At 65.5% G+C, this 18757-nt stretch carries 14 protein-coding genes; all 14 read left to right on the top strand.

Going from position 1 to position 18757, the window contains the following annotated elements; genetic code table 11:
* The first annotated feature begins 33 nt into the window (after nucleotides 1-33).
* The 14 genes from ACFQX9_RS12990 (at nucleotide 34) to ACFQX9_RS12925 (ending at nucleotide 18745) form a co-directional block, all read left to right on the top strand.
* Nucleotides 34-1506 carry a UDP-N-acetylmuramoyl-L-alanyl-D-glutamate--2,6-diaminopimelate ligase gene (locus tag ACFQX9_RS12990; RefSeq protein WP_377788800.1) on the top strand — a complete coding sequence of 491 codons (1473 nt, stop codon included), beginning with the start codon at nucleotides 34-36 and terminating at the stop codon, nucleotides 1504-1506.
* Nucleotides 1503-2882 carry a UDP-N-acetylmuramoyl-tripeptide--D-alanyl-D-alanine ligase gene (gene murF / locus ACFQX9_RS12985; protein WP_377788798.1) on the top strand — a complete coding sequence of 460 codons (1380 nt, stop codon included), beginning with the start codon at nucleotides 1503-1505 and terminating at the stop codon, nucleotides 2880-2882. Before ACFQX9_RS12990 ends, murF begins: the two co-directional genes overlap by 4 nt.
* A 161-nt stretch (nucleotides 2883-3043) precedes the next feature.
* The gene (mraY, locus tag ACFQX9_RS12980; RefSeq protein ID WP_007600847.1) at nucleotides 3044-4147 is read left to right on the top strand and encodes a phospho-N-acetylmuramoyl-pentapeptide-transferase; all 1104 of its coding nucleotides are present in this window, start codon (nucleotides 3044-3046) and stop codon (nucleotides 4145-4147) included.
* 7 nt (nucleotides 4148-4154) lie between these two features.
* The gene (gene murD, locus ACFQX9_RS12975) at nucleotides 4155-5555 is read left to right on the top strand and encodes a UDP-N-acetylmuramoyl-L-alanine--D-glutamate ligase (protein ID WP_018454237.1); all 1401 of its coding nucleotides are present in this window, start codon (nucleotides 4155-4157) and stop codon (nucleotides 5553-5555) included.
* Nucleotides 5556-5793: 238 nt separating this feature from the next.
* Entirely contained in the window at nucleotides 5794-6945 is a 1152-nt protein-coding gene (gene ftsW / locus ACFQX9_RS12970) for a putative lipid II flippase FtsW (RefSeq protein WP_018454238.1), read from the top strand.
* Between the two features lie 111 nt (nucleotides 6946-7056).
* Entirely contained in the window at nucleotides 7057-8157 is a 1101-nt protein-coding gene (gene murG / locus ACFQX9_RS12965; RefSeq protein WP_085349085.1) for an undecaprenyldiphospho-muramoylpentapeptide beta-N-acetylglucosaminyltransferase, read from the top strand.
* 138 nt (nucleotides 8158-8295) lie between these two features.
* Entirely contained in the window at nucleotides 8296-9699 is a 1404-nt protein-coding gene (gene murC / locus ACFQX9_RS12960; RefSeq protein WP_377789034.1) for a UDP-N-acetylmuramate--L-alanine ligase, read from the top strand.
* Between the two features lie 4 nt (nucleotides 9700-9703).
* Nucleotides 9704-10624: a UDP-N-acetylmuramate dehydrogenase gene (gene murB, locus ACFQX9_RS12955; protein ID WP_085349084.1), complete on the top strand. Its 921-nt coding sequence runs from the start codon at nucleotides 9704-9706 to the stop codon at nucleotides 10622-10624.
* 22 nt (nucleotides 10625-10646) lie between these two features.
* Nucleotides 10647-11633 carry a D-alanine--D-alanine ligase gene (locus ACFQX9_RS12950; RefSeq protein ID WP_085349138.1) on the top strand — a complete coding sequence of 329 codons (987 nt, stop codon included), beginning with the start codon at nucleotides 10647-10649 and terminating at the stop codon, nucleotides 11631-11633.
* A 350-nt stretch (nucleotides 11634-11983) separates the two neighbouring features.
* Nucleotides 11984-13012: a cell division protein FtsQ/DivIB gene (locus tag ACFQX9_RS12945; RefSeq protein WP_026232695.1), complete on the top strand. Its 1029-nt coding sequence runs from the start codon at nucleotides 11984-11986 to the stop codon at nucleotides 13010-13012.
* Nucleotides 13009-14331: a cell division protein FtsA gene (gene ftsA / locus ACFQX9_RS12940; RefSeq protein WP_018454244.1), complete on the top strand. Its 1323-nt coding sequence runs from the start codon at nucleotides 13009-13011 to the stop codon at nucleotides 14329-14331. Before ACFQX9_RS12945 ends, ftsA begins: the two co-directional genes overlap by 4 nt.
* 87 nt (nucleotides 14332-14418) lie before the next feature.
* The gene (gene ftsZ, locus ACFQX9_RS12935; RefSeq protein ID WP_018454245.1) at nucleotides 14419-16224 is read left to right on the top strand and encodes a cell division protein FtsZ; all 1806 of its coding nucleotides are present in this window, start codon (nucleotides 14419-14421) and stop codon (nucleotides 16222-16224) included.
* Nucleotides 16225-16581: 357 nt separating this feature from the next.
* Nucleotides 16582-17544: a UDP-3-O-acyl-N-acetylglucosamine deacetylase gene (gene lpxC / locus ACFQX9_RS12930; RefSeq protein WP_377788793.1), complete on the top strand. Its 963-nt coding sequence runs from the start codon at nucleotides 16582-16584 to the stop codon at nucleotides 17542-17544.
* A gap of 295 nt (nucleotides 17545-17839) precedes the next feature.
* Entirely contained in the window at nucleotides 17840-18745 is a 906-nt protein-coding gene (locus ACFQX9_RS12925) for an outer membrane protein assembly factor BamD (protein WP_026232697.1), read from the top strand.
* Nucleotides 18746-18757 lie beyond the last annotated feature (12 nt).

Here is an 18757-nt window from a genome sequence, read left to right as displayed (position 1 = left end):
GGCGATCCGGTCCGGCATGTCGACTGGAAGACCATGAAGCTGCGCGACCTCCTCGATCAGGACGTTCAGGGCAATGACGCCGCAATCGAGCCCGCGGTCGCGGCGCTCGACGTGACCGGCGTTGCGCTCGACAGCCGCGCGGTCAAGCCAGACGATCTCTTCTTCGCACTTGCGGGCAGCAAGACCGACGGTGCGCGCTTTATCGATGCCGCGATTGCCGCAGGCGCGGTGGCGGTCGTCGGCGACCATGCGCCTGACGGCTGCAAGGTGCCGTTCATCACAGTTGCCAATCCGCGCCGCGCGCTGGCGCTGGCCGCGGCAAGATTTTTTCCCGCGCAGCCTGCGACAATTGCGGCGGTGACCGGCACCAGCGGCAAGACCTCGGTCGCCGCATTCACCCGGCAGATCTGGGAACGGCTCGGGCACGCCTCCGCCAGTATCGGAACCATCGGCCTGGTCTCGCCGAAGCGTACCGTCTACGGCTCGCTGACGACGCCCGATCCGATCGCGCTGCACCGGCAGTTGGACGAGATCGCGCGCGAGGGCGTCACGCATCTCGCCTTCGAGGCCTCTTCTCACGGGCTCGACCAATATCGCCTCGAGGGCGTGCGCGTGTCCGCCGGCGGCTTCACCAATCTCTCGCGCGACCACATGGATTACCATCCGACCGTCGCGCATTATCTCGCGGCCAAGCTCAGGCTGTTCCGCGAACTTGTCCCGCCGGGGGGCGCGGCCGTGATCTCCGCCGATCATGATTGCTCGGCGGAGGCGATCAGTGCTGCGAATTCGCGCGGCTTGCGCGTGATGGCAGTCGGTCGCAACGGCGACGGGGCGGGCGAGGGCATTCGTCTCGCCGGTGCGGAGGTCGAAGGATTTTCGCAAGTGCTCGCGCTCGAACATCGCGGCAAGCGGTATACGATCCGGCTGCCGCTGGTCGGCGAGTTCCAGATCGAGAATGCGCTGGTGTCGGCTGGCCTCGCCATCGGCACCGGCGGCGACGCCGCGGACGTGTTCGCGAGCCTCGAACATCTCGAAGGCGCCAAGGGCCGGTTAGAGCGCGTCGGAGAGCGCAACGGTGCGCCGATCTTCGTCGACTATGCGCACAAGCCCGATGCGCTGGCCAAGGCGCTGCAGGCGCTGCGTCCCTACGCCAGGCGCAGGCTGGTCGTCGTGTTCGGCGCCGGCGGCGACCGCGATGCCGGCAAGCGTCCGATCATGGGCGAGATCGCCGCCGGCAACGCCGACGGTGTCATCATCACCGACGACAATCCGCGCAGCGAGAAGCCGGAATCGATCCGCGCCGAAATTCTCGCCGCCGCCAAGGGCGCCCGCGAAATCGGCGACCGGGCCGCGGCGATCCGCACCGCGATCGCCGAATTGGAAGATGGCGATGCGCTGCTCATCGCCGGCAAGGGCCACGAGACCGGGCAGATCGTCGGCGGAGAGGTTTTGCCCTTCAGTGATCACGAGGCGGTCGCCGCCGCATTAGCGTCGAGGATTGCATGAGCGCGCCCATATGGACGGTGGCCGAAGTGGCGCGCGCGCTGGGCGCCGTCGGATCGTTCCCGGACACGCCGATCGACTTTGTCACCCAGGACAGCCGGCTGGTGAAGCCGGGCAGCCTCTTCGTCGCGCTGAGCGGCACCCCGAGCGGCGGCTTCATCTCGGCCTTCGCCAGCGCGCGTGACGGCTGGGAGTTCGCGGACAAGGCGGAAGCCTCGGGCGCGGTCGCGATGATCGTGCCGCACGAGATCGCGGGCATCCGCATTCCCCAGATCGTCGTGAAGGACACGCTGATCGACGGGCTCTGGGGCCTAGCGCGCGCAGCACGCGCGCGCTTCAACGGCCCGGTGATCGGGCTCACCGGCAGCGCGGGCAAAACCAGCACCAAGGAATTCCTCGCGGCCTATCCCGGCGCCTATGCCAGCCCGTCGAGTTTCAATAATTTCTGGGGCGTGCCGCTGACGCTGTGCAATGCGCGCCCCGATGCCAGTCTCTGGGTCGTCGAGATGGGCATGAACCAGGCCGGCGAAATCGCGCGGCTTAGCGAACTGACGCGACCGACGGTGGCGCTCGTCGTCAACGTCCAGCCGGTGCATCTGGAGAAGCTCGGCTCGCTCGAAGCCATCCGTCGCGAGAAGGTGTCGATTGCACTCGGCCTGCCCGCGGAAGGCGTGCTGGTGCTGCCCGCCGGGACCAAGGCGCCGGACTGGAAGGGCAAGGTCATACGCTTCGGCGAGAAAGCCGAGGTGCATGAAGTCGCGCACGCGCCGCACGGCGACAGCTGGCAGGTCGTGGCCGCGCTCGGCAAGAAGGAGATCGCGTTCAGCCTGACGCCGGGCGCGCCGCATCGCGTTCAGAATGCGCTGGCCGCGCTCGCATCGATCCGTGCGGCCAACCTCGATGCGGCGACGCTTGCGATCAAGCTCGACCGGGTCGGTATCATGAGCGGCCGTGGCGTCGAGCAGGCGGCCGGTGGCGTCACCGTGATCGACGACAGCTTCAACGGTAATCCGGCCAGCGTGGCTGCCGCGCTGCAAAGCTTGCAGGCGCGCAACACGACCGGTGGCCGCCGCATTGCCGTGCTCGGCGACATGCTGGAGCTGGGCGACGGCGCACCAACCTATCACATCGACCTCGCCAGGCATCTCGACGGCATCGACGGCGTCTATTGCGTCGGACCCCTGATGCGTCACCTGTTCGAGGTGCTTCCAGCCGGCAAGGGTCTCGGTTGGCACGACGACCCCGTCACGCTGAAGCCGGGCGAGGTCGCAAATCTGCTGAGGGCAGGCGATGTCGTGGTTGTCAAGGGCAGCAAGAAGATGTTCTGGGTCAACAAGTTTGTGCCGGGCCTAGTGGCCGCCTTGCAGGCAAGGGCGTAAACTGCTTGGAAGGCGCTGTTCCCGAATCCCCTTTCCGGCGCGAAGCCGTTCGTTTTCTTTAGAGGTCGCCCGACCCGATGATGAAGACCAGCGAATGCGCGTGAGGCAGGTTGACAAGGCCAAGATCAAGGCGCGTGCAAAGGCGCCATAGGACCGTCTGAATGTTTTACTGGCTGATCGAGCTCTCCAACACATTTCCGGGCTTCGGTGCCGTTCGCACCTTCCTGAACGTCTTCCGCTACATCACCTTCCGCACCGGCGGCGCCGTCGTCACCGGCGCGCTGTTCGTATTCCTGTTCGGACCCTGGATCATCGACCATCTGCGCATCCGGCAAGGCAAGGGCCAGCCGATCCGGGCCGATGGTCCGCAATCGCATCTCGCCAAGAAAGGCACGCCCACCATGGGCGGGCTGATGATCCTGTCCGGTCTCACGGTCGGCACGGTGCTGTGGGCCAATCCGCTCAACCCTTACGTCTGGATCGTGCTGGCGGTGACGCTTGGCTTCGGCTTCGTCGGCTTCTATGACGATTATCTCAAGGTGACGAAGCAGACCACGACCGGGTTCGGCAGCAAGCTTCGCCTGCTGATCGAGGCGGCGATCGCGCTGGTGGCCTGCTACGCGCTGGTGCGGCTGAACCGCGATCCCGCGTCGACCGCGCTGACGATTCCTTTCCTGAAGGACACCGTGCTGCATTTCGGCTGGTTCTTCGTCGTGTTCGGCGCCTTCGTCATCGTCGGCGCCGGCAATGCGGTGAACCTCACCGACGGTCTCGACGGCCTTGCCATCGTGCCCGTGATGATCGCGACCGCGAGCTTTGCGATGATCGCCTATCTCGCCGGCAACGCGGTGTTCGCCGACTATCTCCAGATCAAATATGTCGCCGGCACCGGCGAGCTCGCCGTGCTCTGCGGCGCCCTGTTGGGCGCGGGCCTCGGCTTCCTCTGGTTCAACGCGCCGCCGGCCTCGATCTTCATGGGCGACACCGGCTCGCTCGCGCTCGGCGGCATGCTGGGCGCGATCGCAGTGGCGGTGAAGCACGAGATCGTGCTCGCGGTGATCGGCGGCCTGTTCGTGCTGGAGGCGGTCTCCGTCATCGTGCAGGTAGTGTCGTTCAAGATGACGGGAAAACGCATCTTCCGGATGGCGCCGATCCATCACCATTTCGAGCAACTCGGCTGGACCGAGCCGCAGATCGTGATCCGGTTCTGGATCATCTCGGTGATGCTGGCGCTCGCCGGCCTATCCACGCTGAAGCTGCGGTGAGCGCTCGATGATCCCTGTCACGTCCTTTGCCGGCAAGACGGTCGCGGTGTTCGGCCTCGGCGGCTCGGGACTCGCCTCCTGTCACGCGTTGAAAGCGGGCGGCGCCGAGGTGATCGCCGCCGACGACAGCGCCGAGAATGTCGCCAAGGCCGCGCAAGCGGGCTTCATCACGGCTGATTTGCGCAACGTCTCATGGGCGAATTTCGCCGCGCTGGTGCTCGCGCCCGGTGTGCCGATGACCCACCCAGTCCCGCATTGGAGCGTGCTGAAGGCGCGGGAGGCCGCTATCGAGGTGATCGGCGACATCGAGCTGTTCTGCCGCGAAAGGCGCCGGCACGCGCCGGATGCGCCGTTCGTCGCCATCACCGGCACCAATGGCAAATCGACGACGACGGCTTTGATCGCGCATCTCACCAAGGTCGCCGGCTATGACACCCAGATGGGCGGAAATATCGGCACCGCAATCCTGTCGCTGGAGCCGCCGGGCATGGGCCGCGTCCACGTCATCGAGATGTCGTCCTATCAGATCGACCTCACGCCTTCACTCGATCCCTCCGTCGGCATTCTGCTCAATGTCAGCGAAGACCACATCGATCGCCACGGCACCATCGCGCATTACGCCGCGGTGAAGGAGCGACTCGTTGCCGGTGTGCAGGCCGGCGGCACCGCGATCGTCGGCGTCGACGACGGCTTTTGCCGCGATATCGCCGACCGGCTCGATCGCGCCGGCAAGAACGTGGTGCGGATCTCCGTCAAGAATCCGCTGGCCAGCGGCATCCATGTCGAGCACGGCCATATCGTGCGCAATTCGGGCGGCGCGCGCAGTGAAATCGCGGCGCTCGGCGGCATCGGTTCTCTGCGCGGCTTGCACAATGCGCAGAACGCGGCGTGCGCGGCAGCCGCCGCGCTCGCGATGGGCATCGGCCTCGACGTCTTGCAGAACGGCCTGCGCAGCTTCCCCGGCCTTGCGCATCGCATGGAGCAGGTCGGCCGCCGCGGCAACGTGCTGTTCGTCAACGATTCCAAGGGCACCAATGCCGACGCCACCGCGCATGCGCTGTCGTCCTTTTCGGACATCTTCTGGATCGCGGGCGGCAAGCCGAAGGCCGGCGGAATCACCGGCCTCACCGGCTACTTCCCGCGCATCCGAAAAGCCTATCTGATCGGCGAGGCCGCGCAGGAATTTTCGGGCACGCTCGGCACGAAGGTGCCGCACGAGATCAGCCAGACCCTCGACGTCGCCGTCGAGCAAGCCGCATGCGATGCGGAGGCGTCAGGCATCGCTGACGCGGTCGTCCTGCTGTCGCCCGCCTGCGCCTCCTTCGACCAGTATCGCAACTTCGAAATTCGCGGCACCAGGTTCCGCGAGCTGGTGCAGGCGCTGCCGGGCATGAAGCCGGTGGTGTAGGGACGCTGCTGGTTGTTGCTCCGCTGTCGTCGCCCGGCTTGACCGGGTGATCCAGTACGCCGCGGCTGTGGTTATGAACCCTCGACGTCTCTGGAATACTGGATGCCCCGCTTTCGCGGGGCATGACGGGCATTTGAGGTAAGCGCTCGCCTTCATCTCCAATCATCCCCGTTTCCTTAACCCCCCGGTAACCAACCTCGGCGACCAATGGACCGACCTCTGTCCGAAAGCGGCCGCCATGCTCTCCCGTGAAGAACGCACCCCCTTTTCCGAGTGGTGGTGGACCGTCGACAAGCCGCTGATGGGTGCCATCCTGGCGCTGATGCTGACCGGCGTGATCCTGTCGCTGGCGGCGAGCCCGCCGGTTGCGACCCGCATCGGGCTCGATCCCTTCCACTTCTTCAGCCGCCACGTGCTATTCCTGGTGCCGTCCTGCATCGTGCTGCTCGGGGTGTCCTTCCTGTCGCCGCGGGCGATCCGTCGCTCGGCGCTGATCATCTTTGCGGTCAGCATCGTCCTGATCGTGCTGACGCTCGCGATCGGCCCCGAAGTAAAGGGCTCGCGGCGCTGGATCACGCTACTCGGCCTCAATATCCAGGCCTCCGAGATCGCAAAACCGTCGTTCGTCGTCATGGCCGCCTGGCTGTTCGCGGAATCCACTAGGCGGCCAGAAATGCCGGCGACCTCGATGGCGCTGGTGCTGCTCTTGATGCTGGTCTCGCTGCTGGTGATGGAGCCCGACTTCGGCCAGACCATGCTGATCCTGATGGTGTGGGGCTCGCTGTTCTTCATCGCGGGCATGCGGATGATCTGGGTGTTCGGGCTCGCCGGCCTCGGCGCCGCCGGACTGTTCAGCGCCTATCTTTTTGTTCCCCACGTCGCCGGCCGCATCAAGCGCTTCATGAATCCGGCCTCGGGCGACACCTTCCAGGTCGATACCGCCATGGAGGCCTTCTACAATGGCGGCTGGTTCGGCCTCGGACCGGGCGAGGGCATCGCCAAGCGCAGCCTGCCCGACAGCCACACCGATTTCGTGTTCGCGGTTGCCGCCGAAGAGTTCGGCATCATCCTGTGCCTCGCGATGCTGGCACTGTTTGCTTTCGTCGTCATCCGGACGCTGTCGCGCGCCTATGCCAACGAGGACATGTTCTCGCGCTTCGCGGCCTCGGGCTTGGCGATCCTGTTCGGCGTGCAGGCCGCCATCAACATGTCGGTCAATCTCCAGCTCATCCCCGCCAAGGGCATGACGCTGCCCTTCATCTCCTATGGTGGCTCCTCGATCGTGTCGCTGGCCTATGGTGTCGGCATGATGCTCGCGCTGACGCGGCTGCGCCCGCGCACCGAAGTCGAGGCGAGCGGCCACGCCGAGGCGATGCGCAGCTACGCATAGTTTTTCGTCATTGCGAGCGAAGCGAAGCAATCCAGAATCTCTCCGCGGTGGCAGTCTGGATTGCTTCGCTGCGCTCGCAATGACGAAAGAGTCCTTGTAAAACTCGCCACCATGGACACCTCCCCCCTGATTCTTCTCGCCGCGGGCGGCACCGGCGGCCATCTGTTTCCGGCCGAGGCGCTCGGCGTCGAGCTGATCCGGCGCGGCTTCCGCGTCCGCCTCGTCACGGACGAGCGCGCGCTGCGCTACAGCGGACTGTTCACCAAGGACATGATCGACGTCGTCTCGAGCGAGACTGCGCGCGGACGCAATCCGCTGCAGCTCGCCTATGCCGGCCTGACGCTCGCGGCCGGCACGCTGTCCGCCTACAGCCTGATCAAGCGACTGAAGCCGGTCGCCGTCGTCGGCTTCGGCGGCTATCCGACGCTGCCGCCGCTGGTCGCCGCAAAATTCGCCGGCGTGCCCGGCATCATCCATGACGCCAATGCGGTGCTCGGCCGCGCCAACCGGTTCCTGTCGAGCCGCGTCCAAGCCATCGCGACGTCGTTGCCCGGCGTGCTCGATCGCGATCCGGCGCTATCAGGCAAGACCACGACGGTCGGCACGCCGATGCGTCCGGCGATCCTCGCCGCAGCTGGCGTGCCATATGCTGCGCCTGAAGTGAACGGTCCGCTGCGCCTGCTCGTCGTCGGCGGCAGCCAGGGCGCGCGCATCATGGCCGACATCGTGCCGGGCGCGATCGAGCGCCTCGAGCCTGCGCTGTGGAGCCGGCTCGTCCTCACCCAGCAGGTGCGCGACGAGGATATGGCGCGCGTGCGTGCGGTCTACGACAGACTGAAGATCAAGGCCGAGCTCGCGCCGTTTTTCACCGATCTTCCGGCACGGCTGGCCTCCAACCATCTGGTGGTGTCGCGCTCAGGCGCCGGCACCGTGGCGGAACTTGCCGCGATCGGGCGGCCCTCGATCCTGGTGCCGCTGCCGGGCGCGATCGACCAGGACCAGTTCGCCAATGCCGGCGTGCTGGCCAAGGTCGACGGTGCGATCCGCATTCCGCAGACCGAGTTTTCCTCCGATCGCCTCGCCGCCGAGATCTCCGCCTTCGCCGCCGAGCCCGCGCGTCTTGCCGCCATGGCGCAGGCCGCCCGCGGCGCCGGCCGGCTCGACGCAGCGGAGCGGCTGGCCGATCTGGTGGCCAAAATCGCGGGAATCTGACGCGAAATCGGCCGGAATTCCTACTTTTGCCGTCATGGCCGGGCTTGTCCCGGCCATCCACGTCTTGCAAGAAGTGGTAAGGATTCGTGGATGCCCGGGACGAGCCCGGGCATGACGAAGGGAACTGCGGGATACACCATGAGACTGCCGCGCGAGATCGGACCTATCCACTTCGTCGGGATCGGCGGGATAGGCATGAGCGGAATCGCCGAGGTGCTGCTCAATCTCGGCTATTCCGTGCAGGGTTCGGACGCGTCCGACAATTACAATCTCGACCGCCTGCGCAAGAACGGTGCGAGGGTCTCGGTCGGCCACAAGGCGGAGAACGTCGACGGCGCCGAGGTCGTCGTGGTTTCTACCGCGATCAAGCGCGACAATCCGGAACTGACGGCGGCGCGCGAACGGCGCATCCCCGTGGTGCGCCGCGCCGAGATGCTGGCCGAGCTCATGCGGCTGAAGAGCTGCGTCGCCATCGCCGGCACCCACGGCAAGACCACCACGACCACGATGGTCGCGACGCTGCTCGACGCCGGCGGCCTCGATCCCACCGTGATCAACGGCGGCATCATCAATGCCTACGGCTCCAATGCGCGTCTCGGTGCGGGTGACTGGATGGTGGTCGAAGCGGACGAGAGCGACGGCACGTTCCTGAAGCTGCCGACCGAGGTCGCGATCGTCACCAATGTCGATCCCGAGCATCTCGATCACTTCAAGACCTTCGAGGCGGTGCAGGACGCCTTCCGCCATTTCGTCGAGAACCTGCCGTTCTATGGCTTCGCCGTGATGTGCATCGATCATCCCGTGGTGCAAACCCTTGTCGGCAAGATCGAGGATCGACGCATCATCACCTATGGTGAGAATCCGCAGGCCGATGTGCGCTTCGTCGACCTGACCCCGGCGGGCGGCGGATCGAAGTTCAAGGTTGCCTTCCGCGATCGCAAGACGGGCGCCGTGCACGAGATCTCCGATCTCATGCTGCCGATGCCGGGGCGCCACAATGCCTCCAACGCGACCGCCGCGATTGCGGTCGCGCGCGAGCTCGGCGTGTCGGACGAGGCGATCCGCAAGGCGATCGCCGGCTTCGGCGGCGTCAAGCGCCGCTTCACCAAGACCGGCGAGTGGAACGGCGTCACCGTCATCGACGACTACGGCCATCATCCGGTCGAGATCGCGGCGGTGCTGAAGGCGGCGCGGGAATCCACCAACGGTAACATCGTCGCGGTGGTGCAGCCGCATCGCTACACCCGCCTGCAGTCGCTGTTCGAGGAATTCTGCACCTGCTTCAACGATGCGGATGCGGTGATCGTCGCCGAGGTCTATGCTGCGGGCGAGACGCCGATCGAAGGCATCGATCGCGACCATTTCGCCGCGGGCCTGCGCGCCCACGGCCACCGCGAGGTGATCCCGCTGCCCGCGGCGTCCGATCTCGCTGGCATCGTCAAGGGCGTGGCGAAGTCCGGCGATCTCGTCGTGTGTCTGGGCGCCGGCAACATCACGCAATGGGCGTATGCCTTGCCCGGCGAATTGAAGGCGCTGGGGTAGCGCAGTGAGCTTCCCCGACATCACACCCGACCTCAAAGCCGTGATGCCCGATCTTCGCGGCCGGCTGCTGGCGAACCAGTCGCTCGCCGAGCTCACCTGGTTTCGCGTCGGAGGTCCCGCGCAGGTGCTGTTCACGCCGACGGATGAGGACGATCTCTCTTATTTCCTCGCGCATCTCGCAAGCGACATTCCCGTCTATGTCGTCGGCGTCGGCTCCAACCTGATCGTGCGCGACGGCGGCATGGCGGGCGTGGTGATCCGGCTTGCGCCGCGCGCCTTTGGCGAGGCGAGCGCGAGCGGCGATGTCGTCACCGCGGGCGCAGCCGCGCTCGACAAGCGCGTGGCGGAAGTCGCCGCGTCGGCCAATATCGGCGGGCTCGAATTTTACTTCGGCATTCCCGGCACGATCGGCGGCGCGCTGCGCATGAATGCGGGCGCCAATGGCGGCGAGACCAAGGACGTGTTGATCGAGGCGCGTGGCGTCGGGCGCGACGGCACGAAGCACATCTTCTCCAATGCCGACATGAAGTTTGTCTACCGCAACAGCGGCGTCGATGCCTCCATCATCTTCACCTCCGCGCGGTTCCGCGGCGAGCTCAGGGATGCCGAGGCGATCCGCGCGCGCATGGCGGAAGTGCAAACCCATCGCGAGACCGCGCAGCCGATCCGCGAAAAGACCGGCGGCTCGACCTTCAAGAATCCGCCCGGCCATTCCGCCTGGAAGCTGGTCGATGCCGCCGGCTGCCGCGGTTTGCGCGTCGGCGGTGCAGAAGTCTCCGAGATGCACTGCAATTTCCTGATCAACACGGGCAATGCCACCGCGCACGATATCGAGACGCTGGGCGAGACCGTACGTGAACGGGTGAAGGCAAATTCCGGAATTGAGCTACACTGGGAAATCAAGCGGATCGGAATTCCCGGCTAATTTGGACAAGCGACGAGAGAACATGCGCATCACCATCCTCTTCGGCGGCTCCAACCGCGAACGTCTGGTTTCCGTCGCCTCAGCCCAGGCGCTGCATCAGGCGCTGCCCGAGGCCGATCTCTGGTGGTGGGACGTCGAGGACAAGGTGCATGTCGTGCAGTCCAAACAGCTGCTCGAACATGCCCGCCCGTTCGAGGACGAGTTCAAGCCGGGCACGTCGGGCATTCCGTTGGAGCAGGCGCTCGACCAGGCCAGGGCGGAGGACCGCGTGCTGGTGCTCGGCCTGCATGGCGGGCGTGCCGAGAACGGCGAATTGCAGGTGATGTGCGAAGCGCGCGGCGTGCCGTTCACCGGATCGGGCTCGGCCTCCTCGCATCTCGCGTTCGACAAGATCGCGGCCAAGCATTTCGCCGCGCTCGGCGGCGTGACGCCGCCGGCCAACATTGCGCTGGACCAGATCGACGAGGCCTTCGCCGAATACGGCCGGCTGATCGCAAAGCCCGCCAGGGATGGCTCGAGCTACGGCCTGATCTTCGTCAACGCCAAGCAGGATCTCGTCGCCGTTCGCAATGCGGCCAAGCACGAAGAGTACGTGATCGAGCCCTACATCTCCGGCGTCGAGGCGACCTGCGGCGTGCTGGAGCGGCCGGACGGCTCGATCATCTCGCTGCCGCCGATCGAGATCATTCCGGGCGAGGGCAGTTTCGACTACGCGGCGAAATATCTTTTGAAGTCGACCCAAGAGATCTGTCCCGGCCGTTTCGCACCCGAAATCACCGCCGCGCTGAAGCACCAGGCGATGCTGGCGCACCGGGCGATGTCGTGTACCGGCTATTCCCGTTCGGACTTCATCGTCTCGGACAAGGGGCTGGTCTATCTCGAAACCAACACGCTGCCCGGCCTGACCAAGTCCTCGCTCTACCCCAAGGCGCTGAAGGCCGAGAGCATCGAGTTCGTCGACTTCCTGCGCGGCCTGATCGAGCTCGCTGTGGCCGGTGTGCGAAAATAATTAGGACTGGTTAACGGCCGAACTGGCGAAACGGCCGGTTTTGGAACCCAAAACCGGTAAAATGCCGGATATTGCGGCATAAATGCCTCACAGGCCTGGGCAAAAAGCTCACGTCGTTAACGAACTTTACCTTTTGTTTACCAGGACGTCCGAAGGTTAACGCTGGCGGCGCATATGACGCTTTGGCTGCCGGCGCGTGGACCGTTGCGGGTGTTGTCACCCCCAGCGAACGCTCTGAAGGGGAGAGGTTTTCTTCTGCTGAAGACCAGCACCCGGCCCGGCAAGTCCGAGACGTCATGTTCGCCAGGACCCGCGCGATGTCGCGGGCAAACTGTTGACGAGCTCGTGCAATGGATGGAGCAGGAAGCCTCACTCGGTCGCTTTTCAGATCGCTGAGGCCCCAAGCTGACCTGAAGGCGGCCGCTATCGGAGCGGTCGTGCTTCTGCGCGAGTGGGTGCAGGACAAGCGTCAGGAAAGAGTTCTCGGCGCCCGTGCTGCCGCCAAGGAAAAGACCAGGGCCAAAGCCATCGTCGAGCGCGAGCCGCCGCCGCGGTTGGTCGCGCTGGTCGAGCGCTATCTGCCGCGCCGGGTCGGGATCAGCATGACGGTGCTGCTCCTGATCGGAAGCTGCGGCTTCGGTATCGTCAAGGGCGGCCATCTCCAGGATTTCATCACGGCGGTCAACGACACCCGCAACGCGCTGGCCAATTCCGCCGGCTTCCGCATCACCTCCGTCGTGATCAACGGTCGCAAGCAGCTCAGCCAGGACGAGATCCTCGCGATCGGCGGCGTCAGCGGCCGATCCTCGCTGCTGTTTCTCGACGCCGACGCCGTGCGCGACAAGCTCAAGGCCAATCCCTGGATCGCGGATGCGACCGTGCTGAAGCTCTATCCGGGCCAGCTCATGATCGAGCTCACCGAGCGCAAGGCGTTCGCGCTGTGGCAGGAGGCCGGCCGGCTCTCCGTCATCGCCGATGACGGCGCCGTGCTCGAACCCTACGTCTCGCGCCGCTTTCTGTCGCTGCCGCTCGTGGTCGGCAAGGGCGCCGAGACGCAGGCCCGCGATTTCCTCGCTTTGCTGGCGCGCTATCCGCAGGTCAATTCCATTACCAAGGCCGCGATCTTCGTCGGTGAGCGGCGCTGGAACCTGAGGCTCAAGGACGGCCTCGACATCCGCCTGCCCGAACAGGACGTCGGCAACGCGCTTGCGATGCTGTCCAGGCTCGACAAGGAGGACAGGCTGTTCTCCCGCGACATCGTCGCCGTCGACCTGCGCCTGCCCGATCGGCTCGTCGTGCAGCTGTCCGAGGACGCCGCCAAGGCGCGCGACGATTTGTTCAAGGACAAGAAGAAGAAAAAGGCCGGGGACGCTGCATGACCGGTCTTGATCGCACCCAGACACCGAAGACACGCCCGATGCCGCACAAGCGCGGCGGCCTCGTCGCCTGCCTCGACATCGGCACCAGCAAGATCGCCTGCATGATCGCGCGGCTGAAGCCGTCGGCGCCGAGCGAAGCCCTGCGCGACCGGACCCATGCGGTGGAGCTGATCGGCTACAGCCAGATTCAGTCGCGCGGCATGAAGGCCGGCGCCGTGATCGATCTCGGCGAATGCGAGCAGGCGGTGCGACAGGCCGTCGGGCTTGCAGAGAAAATGGCCAAGGTGCGGGTCGAGTCCGTGCTGCTGTCGGTCTCCGGCGGCCGGCTCTCCGGTCAGCTGGTCGAAGCTGCGGCCGACATCCGCGGCGGCGCCGTGACACCGGCCGATGTCAGCCGCGTCACCTCCACCGGCATGCGCCACGCCACCGGCGAAGGCCGCACCGTGCTGCACGCGCTGCCGGTCGGCTACACGCTTGACGGCGTCAAAGGTATCCGCGACCCCCGCGGCATGGTTGCGCATCAGTTCGGCATCGACATGAATGTCGTCACCTGCGACGCCACGGTGGCGCGGAACCTGATGCTGGCGGTCGAACGCTGCCACATCAACGTCGAAGCCATGGCGGCAAGCCCCTATGTGGCAGGCCTGTCGGTGCTGACCGACGACGAGGCCGATCTCGGCGCCGCCGTGGTCGAAATGGGCGCGGGCACCACCACGATCGCGGTCTTTTCCGGCGGCCACTTCGTGCATGCCGCGGGTTTTGCGGTCGGCGGGCAACACATCACGATGGATCTGGCGCGCGGACTCTCCGCGACCATTGCCGATGCCGAGCGAATCAAGACGTTATACGGGACCGTCATCACCGGCGGATCGGACTCGCGTGAGCTGATGTCTGTACCGACAGCCGGTGACGAGCAGGATCTGCCGCAGATCGTCTCCCGCGCTACCATCGCCAACATCGTCAAGCATCGTGCCGAGGAAGTCTTCGAAATGGTTCGGGACAAGCTGAAGGATTCGCCCTTCGCCTCGGAGCCGAACGGCCGCGTCGTGCTCTCGGGCGGGGCCTCGCAGCTCACGGGTCTCGTTGAGCTCGGAACGCAGATTCTCGGCCGGCCCGTGCGGGTCGGACGTCCGCTCGGTTTCGGCCGGCTGCCCAACGAGGCGAAGAACGCCGCCTTCGCGGTGCCGGCCGGACTGCTCGTCTACCCGCAATATGTTCACCACGAACATGTCGAACCGCGGCATACGCGGCAGCAGGTCAGGACGGGGACCGGCGGGTATTTCGGAAAGGTCGGACGATGGCTACGCGAGGGCTTCTGATGACTCCTTCCCGCAATATTCGATTTTCACCAACTCCCGCGGCCGCCGGCCGGGGCGAACCCACGCGCGCGTGATCGAGAGGCAAACATGACCATCAGCATCAATGTTCCTGATATTCACGAACTGAAGCCCCGCATCACCGTGTTCGGCGTCGGCGGCGCCGGTGGTAACGCCGTCAACAACATGATCACGGCGGGCCTCCAGGGCGTCGACTTCGTGGTCGCCAACACCGACGCGCAGGCGCTGACGATGTCGAAGGCGCAGCGCATCGTGCAGATGGGCACGGCGGCCACGCAAGGGTTGGGCGCAGGTTCGCAGCCGGTGGTCGGCGCGGCCGCGGCCGAAGAAGTCATGGACGAACTCCGTGACCATCTCTCGGGCGCCAACATGGTGTTCGTCACCGCCGGCATGGGCGGCGGCACCGGCACCGGCGCAGCTCCCGTGATCGCCAAGATCGCGCGCGAGATGGGCATCCTCACCGTCGGCGTCGTGACCAAGCCCTTCCACTTCGAGGGCGGCCGCCGCATGCGCACCGCGGAAGCGGGCATCAATGAGCTGCACAAGGTCGTTGATACGCTGCTGATCATCCCGAACCAGAACCTGTTCCGGGTCGCGAACGAGAAGACCACCTTCGCCGACGCCTTCGCGATGGCCGACCAGGTGCTCTATTCGGGCGTTGCCTGCATCACCGACCTGATGGTCAAGGAAGGCCTGATCAATCTCGACTTCGCCGACGTCCGCGCCGTCATGCGCGAGATGGGCAAGGCGATGATGGGTACGGGCGAAGCCTCCGGCGACAAGCGCGCGCTGACCGCCGCCGAAGCCGCGATCGCCAACCCGCTGATCGACGATAGCTCGATGAAGGGCGCCAAGGGCCTCCTGATCTCCATCACCGGCGGCAAGGATCTCACCCTGTTCGAGGTCGACGAAGCTGCGACCCGCATCCGCGAGGAAGTCGACCAGGACGCCAACATCATCGTCGGCGCCACCTTCGACGAGGCCCTCGATGGCCTGATCCGCGTCTCGGTCGTCGCCACCGGCATCGAACAGGCCGCGATCGCGCGCAACAGCCAGGCCACCAGCGCTCCCGTGGCGAATCCTGCTCCGCAGGCGCAGCAGGCTCCCGCCGCTCCCGCCGCGGCTGCCGAGAGCCGTCTTGCCGATCTGACCGCGCGGCTGCGCGCTGACAATCAGCGCATGGCCGAGCGCGCCCAGAAGTTCGAAGGACAGACCCCGGCCACAGGAACGGGCCAATTTGCCGCCGCTCCCACGGCTCCGCGTCCGAACGTCGAGCGCGCTGCGCTTGCCGCCATCGCCGCCGCCGTTGCGGACGTTCCGCAGGCTCCCGCGCCGATGCAGACCTATGGCGACGTTACCGTGCGCCCGATCGCGCAGAAGCCCACGCTGTTCCCCGAGCCCGAGCAGGCGCCGATGGCCATGCAAGAGCCGATGACGCCGGAAACCTTCATCCCTCCGCAGGCCGAGCGTGCACCGGTCCGCACACCGCGGATGCCGCGGATCGAGGAACTTCCGATGCCCGCCCAGGCCGAGCTTCGCCAGGCCCGCGGCGAGGTCGAGGAGGAGACCCCGCAGAAGACCCGGCTGTCGCTGCTGCAGCGCCTCGCCAATGTCGGCCTCGGCCGTCGTGACGAGGAGACCGAGGCGCCGATCGCGGCCCGCACCGCCGGTCCCGCGATGCCGCCACTGCCCGATCGCCGCCCCCAGAAGACCGTGGCGCAGCAAATCGCTTCTACCGAGCCGGTGTCCGAGTATGCACGTCGTCCCGCGCCGCAGGGCCTGGACATGCACGGCCGTCCCGCGCCTGTTGCCCCGGCGCCACAGGGAGATGACCATCTTGATATCCCGGCCTTCCTGCGGCGGCAGGCGACCTGAGGATTGTTACAATAAGGCGGACGAAAAAAGGTCCCGGCGGGAAGCTTGCCGGGGCCTTTTCTTTTGCCCCGTGCATATCCGGATTGCGTGGCCAAACAACTGATTTTAAATCATTAATTACGTATTCGATGGTTCAGTAAAACTACCGAAAACGGTCCCGAACTCCGGTCCAATTTGGTTAAGCCTTGGCGCGAATACGGCGGGTTTGGGGTAACAATCGGTAAAAAAGCGTGAGTTGGCGCTGTTTGGGGCAGTGACTATGGTTTGCCGTGACTTGGGGATACGGATTCGGAACAGCGGTCTAGGCCGCAGTCGGGTTCAGTATAAGTCGCGATGGTCGTAGTGGGGCGGTTCCTGATGAAATTTAGCCGGCAAACAACGCTTCGTGCGCAAGCCAGTGTGGCAGGCGTCGGCGTTCATTCCGGTCTTCCCGTCACGCTCACGCTTGGACCCGCGCCTGTCGACGCGGGATTTGTTTTTATCCGCACCGGGCTCGAGGGAAGCGACCGCGAAGTTCAGGCCACCGCCGAGCAGGTGATCGCGACGGATTTCGCCACCGTCCTCGGTGATCGGGATGGCCCGCTGGTTTCCACCGCCGAGCATGTGCTTGCTGCGCTGCGGGGCATGGGCGTCGACAACGCCATCATCGAGATCGATGGGCCGGAAGTGCCGATCATGGACGGCAGCGCGGCAGCCTTCGTTGCGGCGATCGACCAGGCCGGCATCGTGACCCAGCCGGCGCAGCGCCGCTTCATCCAGGTTTTGAAGCCGATCTCGGTCAAGATCGGCGACTCCTTCGGTGAGATCAGGCCCTATGCCGACGGGTTCCGCGCCGAGGTCGAGATCGACTTCACCAATCCTGTCATCGGCCAGCAGAGCTATGCCTTCGACCTCAACCCGGAGCGTTTCCGCCGCGAAGTCGGCCGGGCCCGGACTTTCGGTCTGATGTGCGACGTCGCGCGGCTCTGGAGCGCCGGCTATGCGCTCGGTGCCTCATTCGACAACACCGTCGTGTTCGACGAGGAGCGGCTGCTCAACACCGAGGGCCTGCGCTACGCCGACGAATGCGCCCGCCACAAGGTGCTGGACGTGATCGGCGACCTCGCGCTGGCGGGTCTGCCGCTGCTCGGCGCCTACCGCTCGGTACGTGGCGGCCACAAGCTCAACCACACCGTTCTGACCGCGCTGCTCGCCGACCGCACCGCTTGGCGGGTGGTCGAGGGCGAGGCAGCCCGCCGCACCACGCGTCCGGTGGCCGAAACCGGTCGCGGCATCGTCGGTGGCCGGATCGCCGCGGTCTACGGGCCGGACGTTTCCTGAAGAGAGACGTTTCCTGCAGCGGACGTTTCCTAGACGAGAGACGCGTCCTGAAGAGACCCGTCGCCGCGGGCGTTTGGCGGGGCTTTCCCCGGGAAACTCCTGGTAACGATGATCGGCTAGGATTGCGGCGCGTTCGCCTTAATCCGGGCGGAATGCCTGCCTATCCGGTTGGTTGAAGATCGTTTTTCGGTTACACCGGCGTGGTCGCACGGCAGGCACCACGCCTATATTTCGCGCCCAGGACGGGGTTCATGGGCTGGCGGACACCGCACCACAGGGCGTCAGGGCAATACTCATGTCGGCACAGCGTATGACGCGCGGATATCTTCAAGTCCCGTCTCGAGAAGTCTCGTCTCGAGCCCGTGGGCTGCTTCAGGTTGTCGCCCTCTTCGTGCTCGCGCTGCCGCTGGCCGGCTGCGGCACCGGCGCGCTTTGGGACAAGTTCACCGCCAAGGACGACACCTTCGTCGAGGAGCCCGCCGACAAGATCTACAATGAGGGCCTGTACCTCATGAACGAGAAGAAGGACATGAAGGCGGCGAACAAGAAGTTCGAAGAGGTCGACCGCCAGCATCCTTATTCCGACTGGGCCCGCAAATCATTGCTGATGTCGGCCTACGCGTCCTACCAGGGCGGGGATTATGACAATTGTATCGGCGCGGCCACCCGCTACGTCACGCTGCATCCCGGCAGCCCGGATGCGGCCTACGCGCAATATCTGATCGCCGCCTCGCATTACGACCAGATTCCGGACATCAGCCGCGACCAGACCCGCACCGAGAAGGCGATCGCCTCGCTGGAAGAGGTGGTGCGCAAATATCCGACCTCCGAATATGCGACCTCGGCCAAGGCCAAGATCGAAGGTGCGCGCGACCAACTCGCCGGCAAGGAAATGAACGTCGGCCGCTATTACGCGCAGAAGCGCGACTACACGGCGGCGATCAACCGGTACAAGGCCGTGGTGACGCAGTACCAGACCACCCGCCATGTCGAGGAGGCGCTGTACCGCCTGACCGAGGCCTATATGGCGATCGGCATCGTTGGCGAGGCCCAGACGGCCGCCGCCGTGCTCGGGCACAATTTTCCTGATAGTCGCTGGTACAAGGACGCCTATAATCTTGTAAAATCAGGCGGTCTCGAACCGAGCGAGAATCAGGGGTCCTGGATTAGCAAGACCTTCAAGAAAATGGGTCTCGGCTAGGAAATAGAATTC

Source organism: Bradyrhizobium sp. GCM10028915 (genome assembly GCF_042666195.1).
Lineage (GTDB): Bacteria > Pseudomonadota > Alphaproteobacteria > Rhizobiales > Xanthobacteraceae > Bradyrhizobium > Bradyrhizobium canariense_D.
The sequence above is the reverse complement of the archived record's forward strand: the minus strand, read 5'-3'. Positions and strand labels throughout refer to the sequence as shown.